A 20103-nucleotide genomic window follows, 5' to 3' on the forward strand; every position below is an offset into this window, starting at 1 on the left:
TCGATTCCTCAGGATCAGTCTTCCTGGGGATCGAACCTCGGCGAGGGTGCGGTGGAGGCCATCCATCCAGCCTCGCGGATTTGCGACGGGGCGGAACTCAAGAGAGCCCTTTATCGGACGGCTTTGGCAATGTCTTTGGGATTGACGCATTGCGTGAAGTAAAGCCCTTGAAACTATTCTCATTTATTGACGTGGTGCGGTTCAGGAACGGCCGAATGCGCTCATTGTTTCTGTAAACACATCGATCTGTCCCGAAAGGCGATGCCCCTTTTCGGTTTGATGCCATCGAGCATTTTCCGATAACGTTGAATCGCTTCGCGATTTCATCACTTTGAAAACGCTCTGGTTTTGCGTCCTGGAGAGCATGTTGGAAAAATCAGAACTGCATAAATTGCAAGGATTTCTGTGTCAGACGTTCGGCAACAAGGGGATCAGGGTCACGCAGGCGCGGAAAAACCCTGATGACGCCGACGTCGCACTTGGCGAACGCCAGATCGGTGAAATTTCCGTCGATGACGAGGACGGGGACCGTTCCTTCGCTTTCGCGATGAAAGTGCCGGTCGACCGGACCGTCCTGCAGGATTACCTTCGCCGGCTTTTTGAAAATGATCGCCTGAAGATCGTCCCACGTGGCAAGAAGACGGATTCCGTGGAGCTGAATTCCGGGGATGATTTTCTCGGCGTGATTTCCGCCGACGATGCCAAGGGAAAAAGTTTCACATTCCAGATGGCGATTCTGGATATTGATCTGGACGATTTCTAGAATCGCGATTTGCCGCCCCGCGACTATGGGGCGGCAGTTTCCCGCCGGATCTCATTGATTCCAACGGATTAGCATAACAGAATTCCGCAGGAATTTTTCGGTAATGCCTCGAAATCAATCCGCTCGCGCGTGGCGGGAGTCAGGCGAGGGCGTCCTGCCGCCCGCCGGAATAGACACGCAAATGGCCGTAACGAGAAACCGGCTGGCCTCCTGACGGGAAAACGGCGAGATTTTGGCGGATTCTGGCGCGCGCCGTGGGCAAATCCTGTTGGGGGGAAGCCGAATCGTTCCGCGTCATATGCGGAAGCTGGCGCAGGCTACGCAATGTAAGATGTTCGACCGGCAGCAGACCGAGCCAGGCCGGATGGTCGAATCCCGCGAGAGTACCGAGAATCCGCCCTTGCGCCATCGTATCGCAAGCGAGAGGCAGCAGCAGGAGCTCGAAGGCACTTTCGTCATGTCCGCTCGGAGCAGCGGTGACGCGTGCGACAATCGGGCAGGCATGATAGAGGATTCTCGGCAGCAATACCGCCATGCTGGCCGCTTCACGCTCGCGCCAGAGCGTGATGAAGGAACTGCCTTTCAGCTCATGATTGAAAAGGGCATTGATCCTCGCGCCGGCTAGGCGGATGGGAAAACCCAGATTTTCGTCCAATTCCAGCATGAAGGTATAGCTGAGGATATCGCGGATCGCGGCTGGGTCGATCTCGCTGCGCTGCGGCGCCGGACGGTCGCGCCGAAGTCGGTTCCAATAGGCATAGAGGTGTCGGCTTGCTGCATGTCGCATCATGCCCTCGCAGATATCGCGAAATCTGTAGGATTTTCGCGATATTGGAGTGGTTGAATTGACGTTCGGTTAAGATGTGCGGAAAGCCTTGCCGGAAAGTGGAGATCGCTTTGCGGGTGGAGTTTTTCGGATATATCGAAAACGTTCACCCGAAAAAATCAGCATATTTTCAATTGGATGGAATCGCGAAGCGATTCCATGCCATTAGAAAATGCGCTCCTGCCGGTTCAACCGCGCAGGCTGGCTTTCGCCCTTTGCCACCACCCGGAGCGTTTGGGTTGTGGCGGCGTGTTTTCCGGCGCCAGCTCCGGCTTTTCTTCCATATCTGTCTGAACCGGGGCTATGCTCTGACTTTCCGAGAGCGAAACGACGGGAGTCTTTTCGCTCTTCTCGGCTTCCGGCGCCTGGTCCGAAACCAATTCCTCGGATGGTTTCGTTTCCTGCGGCAAGGAGGAAGACGTTTCGGCTTTCTCTTCCTCACGGCCTCTCGCTTCGACCGTGACGGGAGCGGCCGGTGCGACAGTCTGATGGTCCGCAAGTTCAGGAGTCGCAATCTCCTCCTGGCTCAGAGGCGACCTGTTTTCCTGATCGGAAGGAGGCAGAGGTGTTTCAGTCTCCGCAGCCTCGAGCGCCTCAGCGGCCGGGCGCCGTGGACCGCGAGAGCGGGAACGGCGCGGTCTGCGGCTGGGAGCGGTGGCGGCTTCTTCACCCTGCATCTCGCCTGAGGCTTCGCTCGATTCCTGCCGTGCTCCTTCGCTGGCGGCTTCAGTCGCCGCTTCCTGTCCGTTGGCTTCGGCTGGTGCTTCGGCTTCCACCATCGGGACAGTCTCTGACCGATCCTCATGACCCCTTTCGAAGGGGAGCAGCGTCAAGTCAGCCTGTTCCGCGGCATAGCCGGAGACACCGGCGATCAGGCCAAGGGCATCATCGGAAGGTTGCGGGGCATTGGCGGAAATGCCCGAACCTTCGCGATCGGTGCCACGGCCACCGCGTCTGCGCTTGCGTCGCCGCCGCCGCCGGCCTTCCGCTTCGGTCTCGTTCTCGGAACCGCCGGCGCTTGCGGCTTCTTCCTCCTCGCCGACATCCTCGCCATTGTCCAAGACTTCCTGCTCATAGGCCTCGGCTGCCGGCTCGGTTTCTTCCTCCTCGAGCGGGAAGAAATCGGCGGGCCCTACTACGCCTTCCCGTGGTGCGGGGAGACGCGCGCCGGTCGCGAGCTCTCCGCGTTCCAGCGCGTGATAGGTCATGCCCGTCAGACTTTCGTCGGCGGCAACGGTAATGGTCACGCCGAAACGCTGTTCCAGCTCCCGCAGATTGGTCCGTTTCTGGTTGAGGATATAAAGTGCGATCGTGGTCCGCGTCTTGACGATGATGTCGTAGGCCGAATTCTTGATCAGCGCATCTTCGAGCAACCGCAGCACATGCAAAGCGATCGAACTCGTCGAGCGGACCATGCCGGCGCCAAGGCAATGCTGGCAGATGACCGTCGATCCCTCGAACACACCGGTGCGGATTCTCTGGCGCGACATTTCGAGCAGACCGAAATGCGAGATGCGTCCGACCTGGATGCGGGCACGGTCGTTCTTCAGAGCTTCCTTCAAACGACGTTCGACGGCGCGATTGTTGCGGCCTTCCTCCATATCGATGAAATCAATGACGATGAGACCGGCGAGGTCGCGCAAACGCAATTGCCGCGCGATTTCATCGGCTGCTTCGAGATTGGTGCGGACGGCCGTGTCCTCGATATTATGCTCGCGCGTCGACCGGCCCGAATTGACGTCGATGGCGACGAGCGCCTCGGTCTGGTTGATCACCAGATAGCCGCCCGAACGCAGGGTGACCTGATTGGAGAACATGGCGTCGAGTTGCGCCTCGACACCCGATTTGGCGAAGATGGGCTGCGGATCGCGATAGAGCTGGACGGATTTGGCATGGCTCGGCATGAGCATGCGCATGAAATCCTTGGCCTCGCGATAGCCTGCCTCGCCGGAGACGATGATTTCGTCGATGTCCTTGTTGTAGAGATCGCGGATCGCCCTTTTGATCAGCGATCCTTCCTCATAGACGAGGGTCGGAGCCGTTGATTGCAGGGTCATCTCGCGCACGGTCTCCCACATGCGCAGGAGATATTCGAAATCGCGCTTGACCTCGGCCTTGGTGCGGGAGGCGCCGGCGGTCCGCAGGATGACGCCCATGCCTTCCGGCACTTCGAGCTCCTGGGCAATGGCCTTCAAACGCTGGCGGTCACCGGCATCGGTGATCTTGCGCGAAATGCCGCCGCCGCGTGCCGTATTCGGCATGAGGACGGAGTAGCGGCCGGCGAGGGACAGATAGGTGGTGAGCGCCGCGCCTTTATTGCCGCGTTCTTCCTTGACGACCTGAACGAGAAGAATCTGCCGCCGCTTGATGACTTCCTGGATCTTGTACTGCCGCCGATAGCGCGGTGTGTGATGAAGAGCCTCTTCCAGAGTGTCGCTGTCGCCGCCGAGCTGCTCGACCTGCTCGTCTTCCTCGTTCTCGTCGCCGTCTTCGTCTTCGCCATTATCGTCGCCCTCTTCATCGGGGAAAGCGTCGTCGAACTGATGTCGAGCGGCGGGCGCCTCAGACGCGGAAAACGCTGCGGATGTCGCTGCGGATTCGTCGTTGTCCTCTTCCGCTGCCGCTTCTTGCCGCTCATCCTCTTCAGAAGCATCTTCTTCCAAATGCGCTTCTGCTTCGCCCGCCGTGGTGAAGGAAAAAGCCGCTTCTTGTGTCAAAGAGCCGTGTGCCCGGGAAGCATCCTCAAAAGAGCCATGCGCGGGAGCGCTCTCCTGTGAAAAGGCTGTTAAAGCTTCGGAAGCGCCTTCTTCATTGTCGCTGGAAGCGGATTGAGCTTCCTCGTGCTCGCGCAAATCCTCGTCCTGCTCAAGCGGTGCGTCAGCCTCGGCAGGTGGCGCAAGCAGAAGCGGCACCTTTTGCAGTGCTTCCTGCATACCCTCGTCTAGCTGTTCCTCGGATTCCTCGCCGATTGGTGCGGATTGGGCGATGATCTCATCTTCGGCGTCGTGGCGCCGCTTTTCGATACCGCGTTGTCCGTTGCCGTTGCCGTTGCGATCACCGCGCCGATAACGGCGGCTGCGGCGTGGCGTGACAGGCTCCTCTTCGTCTTCGTGCTGGGCGCGGGATTCTTCCTCGATCAATGCCTGCCGGTCGACGACGGGAATTTGGTAATAGTCCGGGTGGATTTCGGAGAAAGCCAGAAAACCGTGCCGATTGCCGCCGTAATCGACGAAGGCGGCCTGAAGCGAAGGTTCGACGCGGGTTACCTTTGCGAGATAGATATTGCCGCGTAGCTGTTTCTTGTTGGTGGATTCGAAATCGAATTCCTCGACGCGATTTCCGCGCAGCACCACCACCCGGGTCTCTTCCGGGTGGGAGGCGTCGATAAGCATTTTATTGGCCATGGTAAAACTCGTTGAGGCATGACGCGCCTGTGCCTTGGCCTTGAAACGCCCTGAAAAGGGTGTCTTCGCGAATGAGGATTGGCCGATGGATGACCGGCTTGGAAGAGAAGGAATGGATGGGCAAAATCGCGAGCCGCAGCCCGGCGGGATGGATTTTCGCAGAGCGATCCATTGCCGGTGCGCGTTTTTTGAAGGCGAAAGTGCTTTGTCCAGACAGGTCTCGTCCAGCCAATGGGCATCCGGCCAAATTTCATCCTGGCGAGAATCCTCCGACCAGCACCTGTCCGGTCAGGAATGATCCCGCTTGAAAGCGGCCGCCGGTTTTCCGGCGCGTCGTGCATTGGATGGGAAAAAAGGGAAAAAGCGAGAACTGGAGAATCAGAGAATCTGAATTCGAGAATCGCAATGGAGGGAATGGCTGAAGGTTCGGGCTCATTCCCGTCAGGGTTCGAGAAGAAATGAAGTGCGAGCTTCGGCAGCCGACGGTTCGACTGGATGGTTTGCTGACAGGGAATCCGGGTTATTATTCTACCCCGCACGGGTCAGACCATGTTCTCGCTAGGTTGCGTCAGGATTCCGAAGAATCCGGTTTGTCCGGCTCCGACAGACGTGTCGTCGCTTTAGCCTGAACCAGATGCCGATGCATGAGGGCGGGGTTAATCCCTCGCCTTGTCTGCGTTTCAAAGTCTGTGTTTCAAACCGCGATGGACTGACGGGTTGTTTGCCGCATTCTCGTCCATGAACCGACTTGTTTATTCATAACGATTATGTCGGGCATTTGGCAAGCTTCTAGCATGCTGCCCGACTTTTTTTACTGCGTTTCCCAATAGGTAAGCTGGTGAGGAGTCATTAACCAGAGGGACCTATGATGGAGGATAAGTCTGGTGCAAGCTTGATCTTGTTTTACAACAGGAAAACAATCTTGCGAAGGGCTCCCTGATGGAACCGCAAAGAGAATTTCTCTTCAAGCCAACGGCAACCATAGTCTCGGCACGGAACCCCGCAGTGTTGATCTTTCTTGTGAACAGATCGGATTGGTTTCGTGATCATCGCTTGGCAACGGGGCTGGTTGCTGTGCCGGTTCAAAATCTCCGATAAAGCCGGGGTGATTCTTCCTGAATCAATGCAATAGGTATTGCCAAGTCGGGATATCGAGCCGAGGCATGATGGGGGGATCCTGCCGGCTTCGCTTGCGGGACACTGCGCTTGGGAGAAACGACGATGAAATCCCTGAGCGTTTCTGGATCAGCATCCGGACTGGACAAGTGTCAGGAAAGGTGGCCTCTGTGATCGAGTCGGCAGCTATGCACACAGCCTATGCAGTGCCTGACCGGACCGGGCGCGACGGCTGGCGCCCCCGGCATCGAAACCTCATTGGTGCCTTCCTCAGCATCTGCATGATGTTTGCTGGCCTTCTGGCGGGAGGCGGCCGCGCCAATGCGCTGCAGGCCCCGGTCAAGTCCTTTGCCGTCCATCAGGAAATCGTCGGGAAGGAAAGCCGTCTCGTCTTCGACCTTTCAGCCCCCGTCGAGGCCAAGGCGATGGTTCTCGCTACGCCTGACCGTATCGTCATCGACTTGCCCGCCGTCGATTTTCTGTTCGACTCACCGCAAGCTTCCCCGTCTTCCCCTTCGGCGGCGCACCGCCAGCATGGCCCGGCGGGCGGCAAGGTTAAACCGCATGGGCTCATTGCGGCCTATCGCTTCGGCTCCTTTGCGCCGGGCCGTTCTCGGATCGTGATCGATCTCACTGGTCCGGCAAAGCTTGTTCGTGCCGATATCGACACGCGCGATGGTAAGAAGGTTGTCGAGGGGGCCGATAAGGAGGCGCCGGTACGTCTTGTCATCGCGCTTGCACCGACCGACCGGGCTAGTTTTCGCGCCTCGACGCAGCTCGCGCGGCAGCTGCAGGAGCAAGCCGAATTGCATGAATTGGCGACGCAGCAAATTTCCGCTGTTGGTTTAACCGATCCGTCACGGAAATCGGGACATGAGGCCGATCTGCCAGTCATCGTCATCGATCCGGGGCATGGAGGGGTCGACAGCGGCGCAATCGCCGGCGATCTCGTGGAAAAGACGCTGGTGCGTGACTTTGCCAAACGTCTGGAGGAAAGGCTTTCCGCTGCCCATCGCTATCGCCTCGTCATGACGCGCGAGGAGGATGTCTTCGTGCCGCTTGGGGAACGTGTGCGGATCGCACGGCAGAATCAGGCCGACCTCTTCATCTCGATCCATGCCGATATCCTGACCGAGACGATGGAAGTCGGGGGAGCGACGATCTATACCGTTTCCGACAAAGCCTCCGACGCCGAAGCGGCGCGGCTCGCCGATAAGGAAAATCAGGCGGATATTGCGGGGGGGCTCGAAACCAAAGAAGAACAGCCTGAAGTTTCCGATATTCTCTTCGATCTCACGCGCCGGGAAACACGCGCCTATAGCCATGTCTTTGCCCGCACGCTTCTTGATTATTGGAAAAAAGTCGGCCGCCTCAACAAGAATCCGCAGCGTTCAGCCGGATTTCGCGTCCTAAAGGCGCCGGATGTGCCTTCAGTCCTGGTTGAACTCGGCTATCTTTCCAACGAAAACGATCATGCGGCTTTGGGATCGTCCGAATGGCGGGACAAGATCGTGACCAAGGTCGCTGAAGCGGTCGATCAGTTCTTTGCCATGCGTGGTCCATCCCAGACTCATGCATCCGCGCAATTGGTGCGCCGGGGGGAAGCTCCGGAAGCTGGAAGCGTGCCCCCGCCGTTGGGGGATACGAAAGATCTGGCACAGCATCGTCATTGATCGGGCCGGGCAGACCCCATCACGGCAAGCCGGCGGCATTCTCCATTGTGGATAATAATGTCACGCTGCAGGTGACACACTGCCACCATAAAATTATTGCACGGACACAGCATCAGGCCGTGGCTCATTTCAATGTGCGGACGAGATGGGACGGCGTAGCGGTCTTGGGACCCGTGTTCGTTTCCGTTGCGGTTTCGCTCAAGGAACATTATCTCAGACCGCGAAGAACCATCCGAGTACGGGCCTGGCCTGGGCAGAGGCTGGTCGCGGTGGAGTGGACGCCACATCGAACCGAGAAGCGGCGACCTCTTTTCGCGGCAGGGTGATGTGTTTACAGAAACAATGCGCATCGCTCGTGGATCTGGTTTATCGAGCGATTCTCCCGAGCCCTTTTCGATAGGATGGAATCGCGTGGCGATTCCATCGCTTTGCAAAGGCTCTGATTTTTCGCGTGGCGCGTTTTCGGATATATCCGAAGCGTATTAGGTCTTCGCAGGGGTCCGGTGATAGTGATCCGAGCAGGTCACGCACCAATTCATGTTAGGATCATTTTGTTTCCAAGAAAATGGACATCAGGATGATTTTCGTCCCGCGCAAACTTCGCCAAGTTTGCCGACACTTTGAAAAGTTTTAGGCAGCCTTGATTTCGCTTTGGAAAAGCAAAATCAATCGTGGCCTGCACCACGCAGGGCTGCTCAGAGATCGCGTCCGTCTTTCGCGATTTCCAGCACGTTTCCTGCTTCCGGTCACATTGGCCGGATTCTCCATCAGAGGCGCGCTTTTCCGGCGTGCCTGACCTTGAGGCTTGATTGATGCGGCTCATCGCCCGTTTATTCGGTTTCCTCTTCGCGACGGCTACCATTGTTTTTATCGTCGCGGCTTGCGCGGCGGGCGTTCTTTTATGGAATTATCAGCGCGATCTTCCTGATTATACCCAGCTCAAGAATTACGAGCCGCCGGTCATGACGCGCATCCATGCCGCCGATGGCTCGATTCTGGCCGAATATGCCCATGAGCGCCGCCTTTATCTGCCGAGCTCTGCTATTCCTCCTCTTGTTAAAGAGGCATTCATCTCGGCGGAGGACAAGAATTTCTACAATCATCTCGGGGTGGATCCCGAGGGTATCCTGCGTGCTTTTCTGGTGCTCGTCGAAGGCGGGCATCATGTCCAGGGCGCCTCGACCATCACGCAACAGGTCGCCAAGAACTTCCTGTTGACGAATGAACGATCGTTCGAGCGCAAGATTCGCGAGGCTCTGCTCGCGCTGCGCATCGAGAATGCCTATTCCAAGGAACATATTCTCGAACTCTATCTGAACGAAATCTATCTTGGCCTTGGCAATTACGGCGTTGCCGCCGCGGCGCTGAATTATTTCGGCAAATCGGTCCATGAACTGACGATCGCGGAGGCCGCCTATCTCGCGGCTCTGCCCAAGGCGCCGAACAATTACCACCCTTTCACCAAGCGTGAGCGCGCCATCGACCGGCGGAACTGGGTCATCGACCGTATGGCGGAAAATGGCTACATTTCTCGTGCCGATGCGGAAAAGGCCAAGACCGAGCCGCTCGGGGTGAACCCGCGCGTGCTTTCCCCGAATGCCTATGCGGCTGGTTTCTTTGCCGAGGCGGTCCGGCGTGAGATTGCCGAGCGTTACGGTGAAAAGAAATTATATGAAGGCGGATTGTCGGTTCGCACGACGCTTGATCCGAAAATGCAGCTCATGGCGCGTCGCGCCCTTGTCGATGGACTCGTGCGTTATGATGAAGCGCATGGGTTTCGCGGCCCCATGCGCCATATCGATATCAGCCAGGATTGGGGCGTCGCGCTGGCGGACATTCCGGCTCTCGGCGATGTGGCGCCTTGGCGTCTTGCTGTCGTTCTCGATGTTGGCGATTCATCGGCACGCATAGGGCTGCAGCCGAAACGCGAGAAATCCGGCGAGCTCGCGCGCGAGCGGGAGACGGGCACGATGGTGCCTGTCGGGCTCCATTGGTCGCGTGGCCTCGGCGGCCGTGCTTCGCTCATCCCCGGGGATGTGGTCTATGTCGAGCCGATTGAAAGCCGGCCCGGGCAATATCGGCTGCGGCAGATTCCGGAAGTCGGCGGCGGCATCGTCGCCATGGATCCCTATACCGGCCGCGTCTTCGCGATGGTCGGCGGATTCTCCTTCGACCAGTCGGAATTCAACCGCGCGGTCCAGGCGATGCGCCAGCCGGGTTCTTCCTTCAAACCCTTCGTCTATGCGACGGCGCTGGACAATGGCTATACGCCGTCCTCGATCGTGCTCGATGCGCCGATCGAAATCGACCAGGGCCCGGGGCTCGGCGTCTGGCGTCCGGAGAATTTCGAGGGGCATTCGAGCGGCCCTCACACATTGCGTTACGGGATCGAACATTCGATCAACCAGATGACGGTGCGCTTGGCGCGTGACGTCGGTATGCCGCTCATCGCCGAATATGCCAAACGTTTCGGCATTTACGACGATTTGCCACCCTTCCTGTCGATGTCGCTCGGTTCCGGCGAAACGACCTTGATGCGTATGACCACCGCTTATTCCATGCTCGCGAACGGCGGACGGAAGATCAAATCGACCCTGATCGACCGGATTCAGGATCGTTATGGCCAGACACTCTATCGTCACGACGAACGTACATGTGAGGGATGCGACGCGCAGAAGTGGAACAACCAGCCAGAACCGCGCCTGATCGACAAACGTGAGCAGGTGCTCGACCCTCTGACTGCCTATCAGATCACCTCGATCATGGAAGGTGTGATTCAGCGCGGCACCGGCCAGGTGATCAAATCCGTCGGCAAACATCTCGCCGGAAAGACCGGAACGACCAATGATGCCAAGGATCTCTGGTTCATCGGCTTCTCGCCCGATCTCGCGGTTGGTGTCTTCATGGGCTATGATCAGCCGCGTTCCTTGGGAGATTCGGCGCAGGCCGCGCAATATACAGCGCCGATTTTCAGGGACTTCATGGCTATGGCCCTGAAAGACAAGCCGGATGTCCCGTTCCGTGTCCCGCCGGGGATCAAGCTGATCTCCGTGAATGCCAAAACCGGGACGCGTTCGACAGGCGCCGGTTCGATCCTCGAAGCCTTTAAGCCTGGAACTGCGCCGCCGGATACTTATGCGGCAAGCGATTCCGCGCCGCACGCGCAAACCGTCCATCCCGATGCCGATCGTCTCGTCGGCTCCGGAACCGGCGGCCTCTATTAAAGAGGTGTAGGGGACCCCGAACCTCGGTGCCCGTCGTTGGGTCAGTTCCCTGGCGCTAGCCCCGCGCGAGGCGCAATAGCGCCTCGCATGCCGAACCCCATGGACCCCGGTCAGTGTGATCCATGGGACTCGGTATCCCTCGTGAAACGGGTCTCAATCATTTGTCGGCGTAGCGGCAAAGGATCGAGACCGCACGTTACAAGGTAATGGAGTCCATGACTGTAGCAGTAGAGAACTGGATCGTCCCGCAATCGGTGATCTTCGACATGGACGGGCTGCTCATCGATAGCGAAAGCCTCGCCATGCGTGCGCTGGTCCGATCCGGTGAGGAATTGGGATACGATACTCCCCTTGATTTTTGTCAATTGATGATCGGCGCGCCGATTGATCATTGCCGCCGCCTCGTCACCGAGCGTTTCGGCGCGGATTTTCCTCTCGAACGCTATTTTGAGACCTCGGACAAACATTTCACCGCCCTCATCGACGATGGCCAACTGCAATTGAAGGCGGGTGTCAGAAATCTTCTCGATACTCTGGAGGAGAAGGGTATCAACAAGGCAGTCGCGACCTCATCGAGCCGGCGTAAGGCCGATCATCATCTCGAACTCATCGGCATACGCGACCGTTTCTCCGCCATCATCACGCGTGATGATGTCGAGCGTGGCAAACCCTCGCCTGATCCCTTTCTGCGTGCGGCGCAGGCGTTGAAGACGCCGCCCGAAGAGTGCCTTGCGCTTGAGGATTCGCACAATGGCGTGCGCGCTGCTCATGCGGCTGGAATGCGGGTGATCATGGTGCCGGACCTGTTGGGGCCGAATGATGAAATGCTCGAGAAGGCCTATATGATCGCCGAAAACCTGAATATCGTTGCCGATTTGATCCGCACAAATGCACCGGCTCCGACAACCCGGCAATGACAGGCTTCGCGTTTCCCTATGTTTGAAAATGCTCGTCTGGAGCGTTCCGGATAGATCCGGAACGCTCCAGATGATTGCAGTCGGCATCTACCGCGTCAGGTGCTCAGAACTGGTACTGAACACCAAAGGTCACACGCCGGCCGTTGTTGGTATAATTTGAGGAATTTTCCGAATAATTTACCGTCAATACGAGGTCATGAGGTTTGATCACGTAATTGACGCCAGCGTCGATCTGGTCGTTCCAGGTGTGCAGCAATGTGGCGTCGAAATGCTGATAACGGGCATAGGGTTGAAACTGACCCCAGCCGATCTTCTGCGGTATGAGATAAGCGGCGCTGAGGAGATAGGCATTGCCCTGTGTCAGGCCGCCGATATTCGCTGTCAGGCCGGCATTGTTGTAATTGGCCGGAACGTCGATGACGCCGCTCGTATCATAGCGATAATAGGCACCCTCCAAAGTGATGACGCCATATTCGCCGAGCTTTTTCTCCATCAGACCGTCGACGTTCCAGGCGCCGTAATTGCCGGGATTGATCGCATTGCCAACGCCATCCTGCTGGTACATTCCGGCGAAACCGATGGAGAGAATATCGGCTTTGCCGTAATAGGTGCTGGCGGTGTAATAGGCGTCGACGGGCTCCGGGTCCCAGAAATTATAGACGACGCGGCCGGCGAACAATGGATTGCGGCCCTGATTTGACGGTCCATAATAGCCGAAGGTTGTGGGATTGTCGCCGGGCTGAGGATAGCCGCGATAGCTGCCGAGATTATGCCCGGCGAAAATGCCGACCGAATAGACGAGTTTGTCGTCGAGCACCTTGCCCCAGACTGTCGCGCCAATATCGCGTCCGTTGAAACGCGAAGGATATTGCGAGACGAATGGATAATACCATTGACTGAGATAGAAAGGTCCGTCGAGATTGGAACGGTCGCTCGGCGGCAGCATCTGGCCGATCCAGACATTGACTTCTTTTCTCGGCTCGAACTGTGCGTAAGCATCGAGGATACCGATCGGCCCGTTGCCATAGCCGCGCTCGGTATTCACCGTCGCCTTCAAATATTGATTCCATGTATATTGCGTGTAGATACGGAAATCGTCGAGGCTGAACTTCCCGACCGTACCGTTCTCATATCCTCCCGGAGCATTCGGGGAGACCGAGCCGACGCCCGCTCTGATACCGGCGCCGAGTGTCATCGAATGGCCATTGCCGAGATCGAAAGTTTGCCCGGCCGAAGCGTTCGTCATTGTCACACCGGTCATGCCGCCCAGCATGATCATCGTGCAAGCGGCCCTGCTGAGCGCGTCGCGCTTCTTTTTATTTTTGTTATTCCTGCCGGTCCCGGCGAAATCTTCGACCATAGAAGGCCCCTCTAGCCATTCGCGTGAAGTCGGCTTCCTCCTTCTTGGGATGAAGCTGTTCGCCGAAAACTAAAGCGGGGCAAAAACTTTCAGAATACGCAGAACCGCGTAGTCGTTTCTCCGTGACGAGCCTTGATTGGCTATAGTGCACTGGCGTTAGAGGTCTTAGAGCAAGAAAAACAACAGAATAGTAATAAGGCGTCCGGGAGCTTGTCCCGAACGCCTCAAAGCGAACCATAAATTTCTCAACGCGCGGAAACCGGATCCCGTGGGGGCGCCTTCGCGATCCGATATTCCCGACCGGCTGGCGTCAGAAGCGGTCGGCAAGACCCATGGCGGGATCGCTCACCGAATGACGGCCGGTTTCAACGCGGCCGGCGACGCGGCGGTAGAAAGTCGTGTCGTAATCGCTGGTAACCACGAAATCATACCATTGGCCGGTGCTGTCGAGCTTCCAGGACAATTCGACCGGCTGATGGCCGTGCACCGTGACATCCCAGGAATTATTGCCGGGATGCGGCACCACGCTCAACGGCGGCATGGCAAGCGCCAGAAGGTGCCCATAGACGCCATTCGACTTCACCGTGAAGCGCATGATGCCGGGACCTGCATTGCGCAATTGCATCAACAATCCGCCGCCAATATTGTCATAGGCAACACGGATCTCGGGAACGGGCGCCTGAGGCGACTGCATCCGGTTGAGCGTGCCCTTGAACTGACGGTTGAAGCCGTTGGCGCCGAGCACCCAGAGGTCGTAAAGACCGCCATTGTCGCTCGAAACCGTCCAGACATCTTCCAGCGTCTTGCCGGGTTCGACCGCATAGCGACGCGGTATCAGGTCGAGGTTCAGCTTGTCGTAGACATGGAAGACGGCGCCGACATGGCCGGTGTTGACGAATGCGAGCGAGACCGTGCTGTTGGAAACATTGGTCTGTGCATGCGCGTGCAGCTCATAGGGCAGGGCGCGCGATGGACGCACGCCGGTCGCCTGCTGCGGCAGGACGGTGTCGGTCGGCGGCGTGATCTTGGGCAGGGCCTGCTGGGCGGCGGTGAGCGAATCCACCTCATCCTTGGTCTTGGTGCCGGCGAGCGTCGGCAGCCGCTCGTTGTTTGGGAAAGCGAAGTTGAAGGCGCTGGTAAGATCGCCACAGACAGTCCGGCGATAGCGGCTGATCTGTGGTTCGATCACGCCGAAACGCTTCTCCAGGAACATCAGTGTGGAAGTGTGGTCGAACACTTGGGAATTGACCCAGCCGCCACGGCTCCAGGGCGAGACGACCCACATCGGCACGCGCGGACCGGGGCCATAGGGACGGCCGTCGGTTGCCGGCTGGGATGAGGTCGCCGGCGTGTAATTATGATATTCGACAGCGAGGTCGCTGCTCGCCAGTGTGGTCTTGCCAGCGGTGCTGCCGTCGGGATTGATCGACGGGACCGCCGGAGAAGGCAGATGGTCGAAGAAGCCGTCGTTTTCGTCAAAATTGATCAGAAGAACGGTTTTGCTCCAGACTTCTGGATTTGCGGTCAGGGCGTTCAGCACTTCCTGCACATACCAGCCGCCTTTGGCCGGGCTCGACGGTCCGGGATGCTCGCTATAGGCGGACGGAGCGATGATCCACGAAACCTCGGGCAATTTGCCATTGGTGATATCGTCGCGGAAGGTCTCGAGGAAGCCATAGGGCATCGTATTGCCGAAACCTTTGGCGAGCGGGCTGAGCTTGTCGTCGATTGCCGGATCATAGAAGGGGCCGGCGAGATTGACGGGCTGTGTGATGTCGGTTGACGCGACATAGACCGGCCGGCGCTCGGCAGGCATTTGTTCGACAGCAGCGCGCCAGTGGCGGAAGCTCATCATTTCGTTGCAGCCGAAATTGTCGATCAGGCTCTGATAGACTTTCCAGCTCACGCCGCCCTTTTCGAGACGATCCGCATAGGTCGTCCAGGTCCAGCCATCGGTCGAGGCGCCGATGTCATTACCGCCATTGAACTGGTTGTTGAGCGCCGCGATTTCGACACGGCTGCCGTCGCTCGGGCTCACGCCATTCGGTCCGTTGGTGCCGCTCCAGTAGAACAGCCGGTTCGCGATCGTGCCGGTGTGCATGCCGCAATGATAATGGTCGCACACGGTGAAAGCCTCGGCGAGCGCGCGCTGGAACGGCACTTCCGCGTCTTCATAATAACCCAGAGACAGATGTGTCTTGGCATCCGGCCATTTATACATGCGGCCATGATCCCATCCCGCCTGCGCATCAGACCAGGTATGTGGCGTGCCACCGGCGCGCTGCGCATTGCCCTTGGTTTCGTCGAGGTGATAGGGCGTGTAGGTGCTGGCGGGCGTCGTCTTGGTATAGGTCTGGTAGAAGATGTTCTGGCCGTTGGGGGCGGGGAGAACGAAACGATCGCCGTAGCCGCGGACACCCTTGTAGGTGCCGAAATAGCTGTCGAAGGAGCGGTTCTCCAGCATCAACAGAACGACATGCTTGACGTCCTGGATGGTGCCGGTCTGGTTGAAGGCGGGAATGGCCAGCGCGCGGCGGATGCTGGGTGGGAAAGTCGCCAGGGTGGCGGCCGAGATACCGCCCGTGGCGGCACCTTTCAGGAATTGGCGGCGGGAGTTCATCGAAAACAACGACCTTTCTTGAGAGAAAAATAGAGCGCGGAGTGCGCAGCACTTGCTGGCACTCCCGGGGTCCGCGCAGGGAATGGGAAAGGAAAAGCGTGCGGCTCAGCGTGCGGGCCGTCGCCCGGATTCATTCAGCTGATTGCAGTTGAATGCTATCTGCCCGCTTGATTATGACAGTGACGCTTTATGCGCGCCGCTGCGGCGGCAACGCTCTTCATGGGCTCGTTGACCTGGATTGTCTTGAGGGATGTCCGCAGGCTGACGCATGCGCTGCTGCTGAATAGCTTCAGGTTACGAAGCAAAAATGACAGCTGGATCCTGTAGTCCTGCCAACTCGGGCCTGATGAACAGCGCAAAGCCCCTCTCGCTTTTGCGGAGAGGGATTGACCATCACCACTCTCCGGCGGCAAGAAATGAAAAATATATATTTATCAATATATTGATATAATTTGCGGAACAGAGCCTCATCGTCCTTCTGCTCTGTGATTATGACAGTGATGCTACGACAGGACTAAAAATGACGGCTTTTGTTTCTGTGTCTTCAGTATTTTGGTATTGCCAAACGAAGGCCGATACCGGCAATTTTTAGATCAAATCGTCGTGATATGTGAATGCGGCTGTGACGAGGACGCTTTTGAACACCCCGCGACAATCAGACTGTCTTCCAGATGGGAAGAGTTTTGTCTGTGAATACGAAAATGATGAGTGCTGGTGGATTGTTGGTCGTTGACAACTGTATGTAGGCGGGGAATGCTTGCATATATTTAGGGTTGTCTCTGTGGTGCCAGGTCGAGCGAATGCCTGCAAGCTTTTGATGGCTGTGATCATCGTTGAAGGAGAGCATGCATGCCGGCCGCTCTGATACCGCGTTTGGAAAGTGTATCGGCTCTCGGGCTATTCCTCGCAAAGCGATGCGCATGAGGCTTTTCGCGCGCTCATCGAAATAAAGGCTGCGGGATTCCACGATCCATCCCGTCCAATCCTTCAGGCGGCTTTCCGATGGGAAGGAAAGTTTGAGCCGGAGGAGGTGAATCGTGCTGGGCTTCCGTCACAATGGAAGGCGGGCTTGCCAATAGGGCAGGGTGAAGTGTCCTCGCCCCGCGGTCGCGGGGAGCCCGGTCTCAATGAGTCATGCTCAATAAGACCTCGTATTATTGGCGAATGGAACGGTTCTCGTTTATGATCTTTTTTCAACGCGCCGACATCTCCATAATAAAGCGCGGCACCACCAATTTCCTGAATAAAACGATTTGGGCTTTCCATGAACCGTTATGAACGCCGCCCCATTTCAATTGGCGAAGCTGAAGTCCAATATCTTGATGGCGACCTTCGCATCCTCCGTCCCGGCGCTTTTGTCCGTTGCGCGGTGACAGGCGTGTCGATCCCGATCGAGGATCTGCGCTATTGGAATGTGGATTTGCAGGAACCCTATGCTTCGCCGGAGGCGAAACTGCAAAGGTTGAAATCCGCACCGCAGGAATAACCACAGGATCGGGCATCCGGGTTCGTTCGGGCGCTGTTGGGCTCTATGCGAGAGGCAAGGGGCAACAGCCTCATGCGGAACGATCGGCGGTGTTTAGCCGCCGAACCGTCGGAAGAAGTCCCAGATCTGTTTGGTGGCATCGATGTCATTATTATGCGGACCACGCGAGGCACCGAGGCCAATGGCCGCGCCGCGATGACCGGGGATCGTGTGGCCACCGCCGTCGACGCGCAGGAGTTCCACCGGTACCTTGCAGCCGCTGAACTTTTCCAGCGTCACGCGTGTGCCGTCATTGGGGTCGCGGTTGGGCAGAAGCGTCGCCGTGTGGCTATCTCCGCAGCCGGCCGCCTTGCCGAACAGAGCGAGTGTCGTAGCGACGGGGAGCAGTTCGATCTTGTTGTCGGGCAAATTGGCCATCCCGCCCTGGAATGGCACGAAAGGATCCTTCGTGCCTGCGATCATCAGGAGTGGAACCGGCGCGCTGGGGGTGCAGCTCTGCTCGAGATCTGTCGGCAGGCTCGTCAAAAGTGTTGCGACCGCGGCCCACTGGCCGTGATTGGCACAGGCGAGGCGCAGAGCCACTATCCCGCCTGAGGAAACACCGATCAGGAAGATACGGTGCCGGTCGGCGATGCCGTCTTTGACCAGCCGGTCGATGAGATCGAGAATGAATTGTTCGTCACGTTCCGCGTCGGCTGGGCTGGTGATGGCCCAATGACCTCCGATCGCATCCGGATAGACCATCACTGGCCGGGCCGAGTTCAGGATCTCCTCGAGCCCGAGCTGGTGTCGCACCCGCGCGCCGTTACCGCTGCCTCCGTGGAGAACGATGATGACGGGCCGCCGGGATTTCTTGAGCCGCTCATGCTGCACCAATATGGCCGTTCGGGAAAGGCCGCCGGAATTCAGCGTGATCTTGCCTGAGGCTGCATGGCCGGGACCGGCGAGGGCGAAGGAGAGGGCAAGGGACAGGGCAAGGGAGGGGGAAGGAATCAACCCAAGGCAAAAGGCGCGTGTCCATAAAGCGCGGGTCCATGGGTGGCGGTTGACTCGCCTCATGCCGCATCGCTGCTGCGAACCAAGGCGGGCGATGAGAGACCAAGCACGCACCATGAGAAACTTCCAAGAAAGAACTGTCATTTATCGCCCGGCCGCAGCCTTGGACCACAACAAGTTTAAGCCGAATCTCCTTGCGCTGCAAAATTCCTGATTTCGCGTCCCGGTGAATTCGGAAGCGGAAAGACGCGTGCAGGCCTTGCACCGCGATTCGACCTTGCGGATTCCTGTCTGGATTTTCTGTGGAAATGGTGGCCGGGCCTTATGATTCACCAAGGATTGAACCCCAACAGGCCTTCTCCCGAGCAAGCAGAGGTTTCGGCAACAAGGCCACTGCGAAACGCCTCTATCGAAGAGGTGAGTGCAAGTGCGTTGTAGGAACGGGCGGTTTCCTTTACTGGAACGATTATCAATTCGCAGATGCAGAATTTCAGGCGGCGCCTCGCGGTGGTCTGTACAGGCTTTTTTCGGAAAGCAGCCGTTCAGCCTCTGCGAAAGGAGCGTCTGGAAGTCATCAAGAAAGAGAAGTGAGCGCGCCCATGGCCGAAATCAATCTAGGTCCTGGCAGGGTAGGAAACCAGCGGCCGTTGTCTCCGCATCTGCAGATTTACCGGCCGATGCTGACCATGATGATGTCGATTGCGCATCGCATCACCGGTGCGGCGCTCTATTTCGGTACACTTCTGCTCGCCTGGTATCTGATCGCGGCGGCGGCGGGGCCGGATGCCTTTGCGACGGCGTCGCATTTCTTCAATTCGATTCTCGGGAAGTTGATCCTTCTTGGTTTCACCTGGGCGCTTTTCCATCATTTCCTCGGCGGCATCCGGCATTGGATCTGGGACGCCGGTCATGGTTTTGATCCGGCCGGTCGCGAGCTTCTGGCCCAGGCGACGCTCGTCGGCGGTCTCGTCCTGACGATTCTCGTCTGGATCGCCGCGTGTTTCGTCGGCTGATCCGGCTGCCTTCAGGGATCCGATAGTCACGCTTGCATCCGGCACGTGGCATTCGATGGGTCCGTAAATGTTTGATTTACAATTGTCGGTTCTGGAGTGCCCGTATGTGGCAACCCGAGAATCGGTCTCTCGAAACCAATTCTTTGGCCGATTCTCGGGCTGATCCCTGGACCGATCCACAACGTGATCCATGGGCCAATCCTTCGAGACGATCGCCAGTCGCGCGGTCTGTCATTCGGGTGCGGGCCGGCGAGCTTGTAAGGGAAGAGACATTATGAGGCATGATCCATCCTCCATGCGGACCGCCGCCAGCAGAGTGCGTTTCCTTGGGTCCGCGCGTTCCGGCACCGCCGAAACCTGGCATATGCGCGTCACTTCGGTCGCGCTGGTGCCGCTGAGCATCGCCTTTGTCTTCATCGTTCTGTCTCTGATCGGCAAGGATTACGAGTCCGCGGTCGCCACCCTCGGCAGCCCGATCCCGGCGATTCTGATGCTTTTGTTCATTCTTGCCAGCGTCTATCACATGAAGATCGGCATGCAGTCGATCATCGATGATTACGTGCATGCTCCCCATGTCAAGGACTGGGCGCTTCTCGGCAATCTCTTCTTCTCGTTCGCCATCGGTCTCGCCTGCGTCTATGCCGTCTTGAAGCTCAGCTTCATGTGACGGCCGCCCGCGGATTGATCGCCCACTTTGGCTGAAAG

General features: G+C 57.9%; 15 protein-coding genes. 9 read left to right on the forward strand and 6 right to left on the reverse strand.

Translation table 11 applies throughout. From position 1 onward, the window contains the following. Positions 1 to 367 precede the first annotated feature (367 nt). Positions 368 to 763 carry a DUF3126 family protein gene (locus DL88_RS05565; RefSeq protein ID WP_034993659.1) on the forward strand — a complete coding sequence of 132 codons (396 nt, stop codon included), beginning with the start codon at positions 368 to 370 and terminating at the stop codon, positions 761 to 763. A gap of 139 nt (positions 764 to 902) precedes the next feature. Here DL88_RS05565 and DL88_RS05570 read toward each other — a convergent pair whose 3' ends face one another. Both DL88_RS05570 and DL88_RS05575 read right to left on the reverse strand, forming a co-directional pair. Then, entirely contained in the window at positions 903 to 1553 is a 651-nt protein-coding gene (locus DL88_RS05570; RefSeq protein ID WP_051955637.1) for a PAS domain-containing protein, read from the reverse strand. A gap of 224 nt (positions 1554 to 1777) precedes the next feature. Then, positions 1778 to 4993 carry an Rne/Rng family ribonuclease gene (locus DL88_RS05575; protein ID WP_034993203.1) on the reverse strand — a complete coding sequence of 1072 codons (3216 nt, stop codon included), beginning with the start codon at positions 4991 to 4993 and terminating at the stop codon, positions 1778 to 1780. An 85-nt stretch (positions 4994 to 5078) separates the two neighbouring features. Between DL88_RS05575 and DL88_RS05580 the strand changes: the two genes are divergently transcribed. Continuing rightward, positions 5079 to 5291, forward strand: a complete 213-nt coding sequence (locus DL88_RS05580; RefSeq protein WP_156970956.1) for a hypothetical protein — start codon at positions 5079 to 5081, stop codon at positions 5289 to 5291. Between the two features lie 1006 nt (positions 5292 to 6297). After that, complete coding sequence (locus DL88_RS05585; protein WP_051955638.1) at positions 6298 to 7782, forward strand: N-acetylmuramoyl-L-alanine amidase; 1485 nt, start codon at positions 6298 to 6300, stop codon at positions 7780 to 7782. A gap of 535 nt (positions 7783 to 8317) precedes the next feature. On the opposite strand, the gene DL88_RS20165 is transcribed toward DL88_RS05585, so the two are convergent. Next, positions 8318 to 8605 carry a hypothetical protein gene (locus tag DL88_RS20165; protein WP_156970957.1) on the reverse strand — a complete coding sequence of 96 codons (288 nt, stop codon included), beginning with the start codon at positions 8603 to 8605 and terminating at the stop codon, positions 8318 to 8320. On the opposite strand from DL88_RS20165, the gene DL88_RS05590 reads away from it, so the two are divergent. Together DL88_RS05590 and DL88_RS05595 are read left to right on the forward strand one after the other, a co-directional pair. Then, the gene (locus DL88_RS05590) at positions 8595 to 11006 is read left to right on the forward strand and encodes a penicillin-binding protein 1A (RefSeq protein WP_034993216.1); all 2412 of its coding nucleotides are present in this window, start codon (positions 8595 to 8597) and stop codon (positions 11004 to 11006) included. The two genes, DL88_RS20165 and DL88_RS05590, sit on opposite strands and share 11 nt — an antisense overlap. A 215-nt stretch (positions 11007 to 11221) precedes the next feature. Next, positions 11222 to 11923, forward strand: coding sequence for an HAD family hydrolase (locus DL88_RS05595; RefSeq protein ID WP_034993669.1), 702 nt, complete (start codon positions 11222 to 11224; stop codon positions 11921 to 11923). Positions 11924 to 12026: 103 nt separating this feature from the next. Here the strand turns inward: DL88_RS05595 and DL88_RS05600 are convergent, their stop codons facing one another. Continuing rightward, the gene (locus tag DL88_RS05600; RefSeq protein ID WP_245270644.1) at positions 12027 to 13169 is read right to left on the reverse strand and encodes a putative porin; all 1143 of its coding nucleotides are present in this window, start codon (positions 13167 to 13169) and stop codon (positions 12027 to 12029) included. 25 nt (positions 13170 to 13194) lie between these two features. Between DL88_RS05600 and DL88_RS20755 the strand changes: the two genes are divergently transcribed. After that, a complete protein-coding gene (locus DL88_RS20755; RefSeq protein ID WP_245270645.1) occupies positions 13195 to 13356 on the forward strand; it encodes a hypothetical protein in 162 nt (53 codons plus the stop codon). A gap of 237 nt (positions 13357 to 13593) precedes the next feature. On the opposite strand, the gene DL88_RS05605 is transcribed toward DL88_RS20755, so the two are convergent. Continuing rightward, positions 13594 to 15903, reverse strand: coding sequence for a phosphocholine-specific phospholipase C (locus tag DL88_RS05605; RefSeq protein ID WP_034993219.1), 2310 nt, complete (start codon positions 15901 to 15903; stop codon positions 13594 to 13596). 1264 nt (positions 15904 to 17167) lie between these two features. Here DL88_RS05605 and DL88_RS05615 point away from each other — a divergent pair. After that, positions 17168 to 17389: a DUF2093 domain-containing protein gene (locus DL88_RS05615; RefSeq protein ID WP_034993234.1), complete on the forward strand. Its 222-nt coding sequence runs from the start codon at positions 17168 to 17170 to the stop codon at positions 17387 to 17389. A gap of 93 nt (positions 17390 to 17482) precedes the next feature. On the opposite strand, the gene DL88_RS05620 is transcribed toward DL88_RS05615, so the two are convergent. Next, complete coding sequence (locus DL88_RS05620) at positions 17483 to 18502, reverse strand: CE1 family esterase (protein WP_245270646.1); 1020 nt, start codon at positions 18500 to 18502, stop codon at positions 17483 to 17485. A gap of 482 nt (positions 18503 to 18984) precedes the next feature. Here DL88_RS05620 and sdhC point away from each other — a divergent pair, with 482 nt between their 5' ends. Next, on the forward strand, positions 18985 to 19398 hold the full coding sequence (gene sdhC / locus DL88_RS05625; protein WP_051955640.1) for a succinate dehydrogenase, cytochrome b556 subunit: 414 nt from the start codon (positions 18985 to 18987) through the stop codon (positions 19396 to 19398). Between the two features lie 274 nt (positions 19399 to 19672). Further along, a complete protein-coding gene (gene sdhD, locus DL88_RS05630) occupies positions 19673 to 20065 on the forward strand; it encodes a succinate dehydrogenase, hydrophobic membrane anchor protein (RefSeq protein ID WP_034993236.1) in 393 nt (130 codons plus the stop codon). Positions 20066 to 20103 lie beyond the last annotated feature (38 nt).

This window comes from Beijerinckia mobilis (genome assembly GCF_000745425.1).
Lineage (GTDB): Bacteria > Pseudomonadota > Alphaproteobacteria > Rhizobiales > Beijerinckiaceae > Beijerinckia > Beijerinckia mobilis.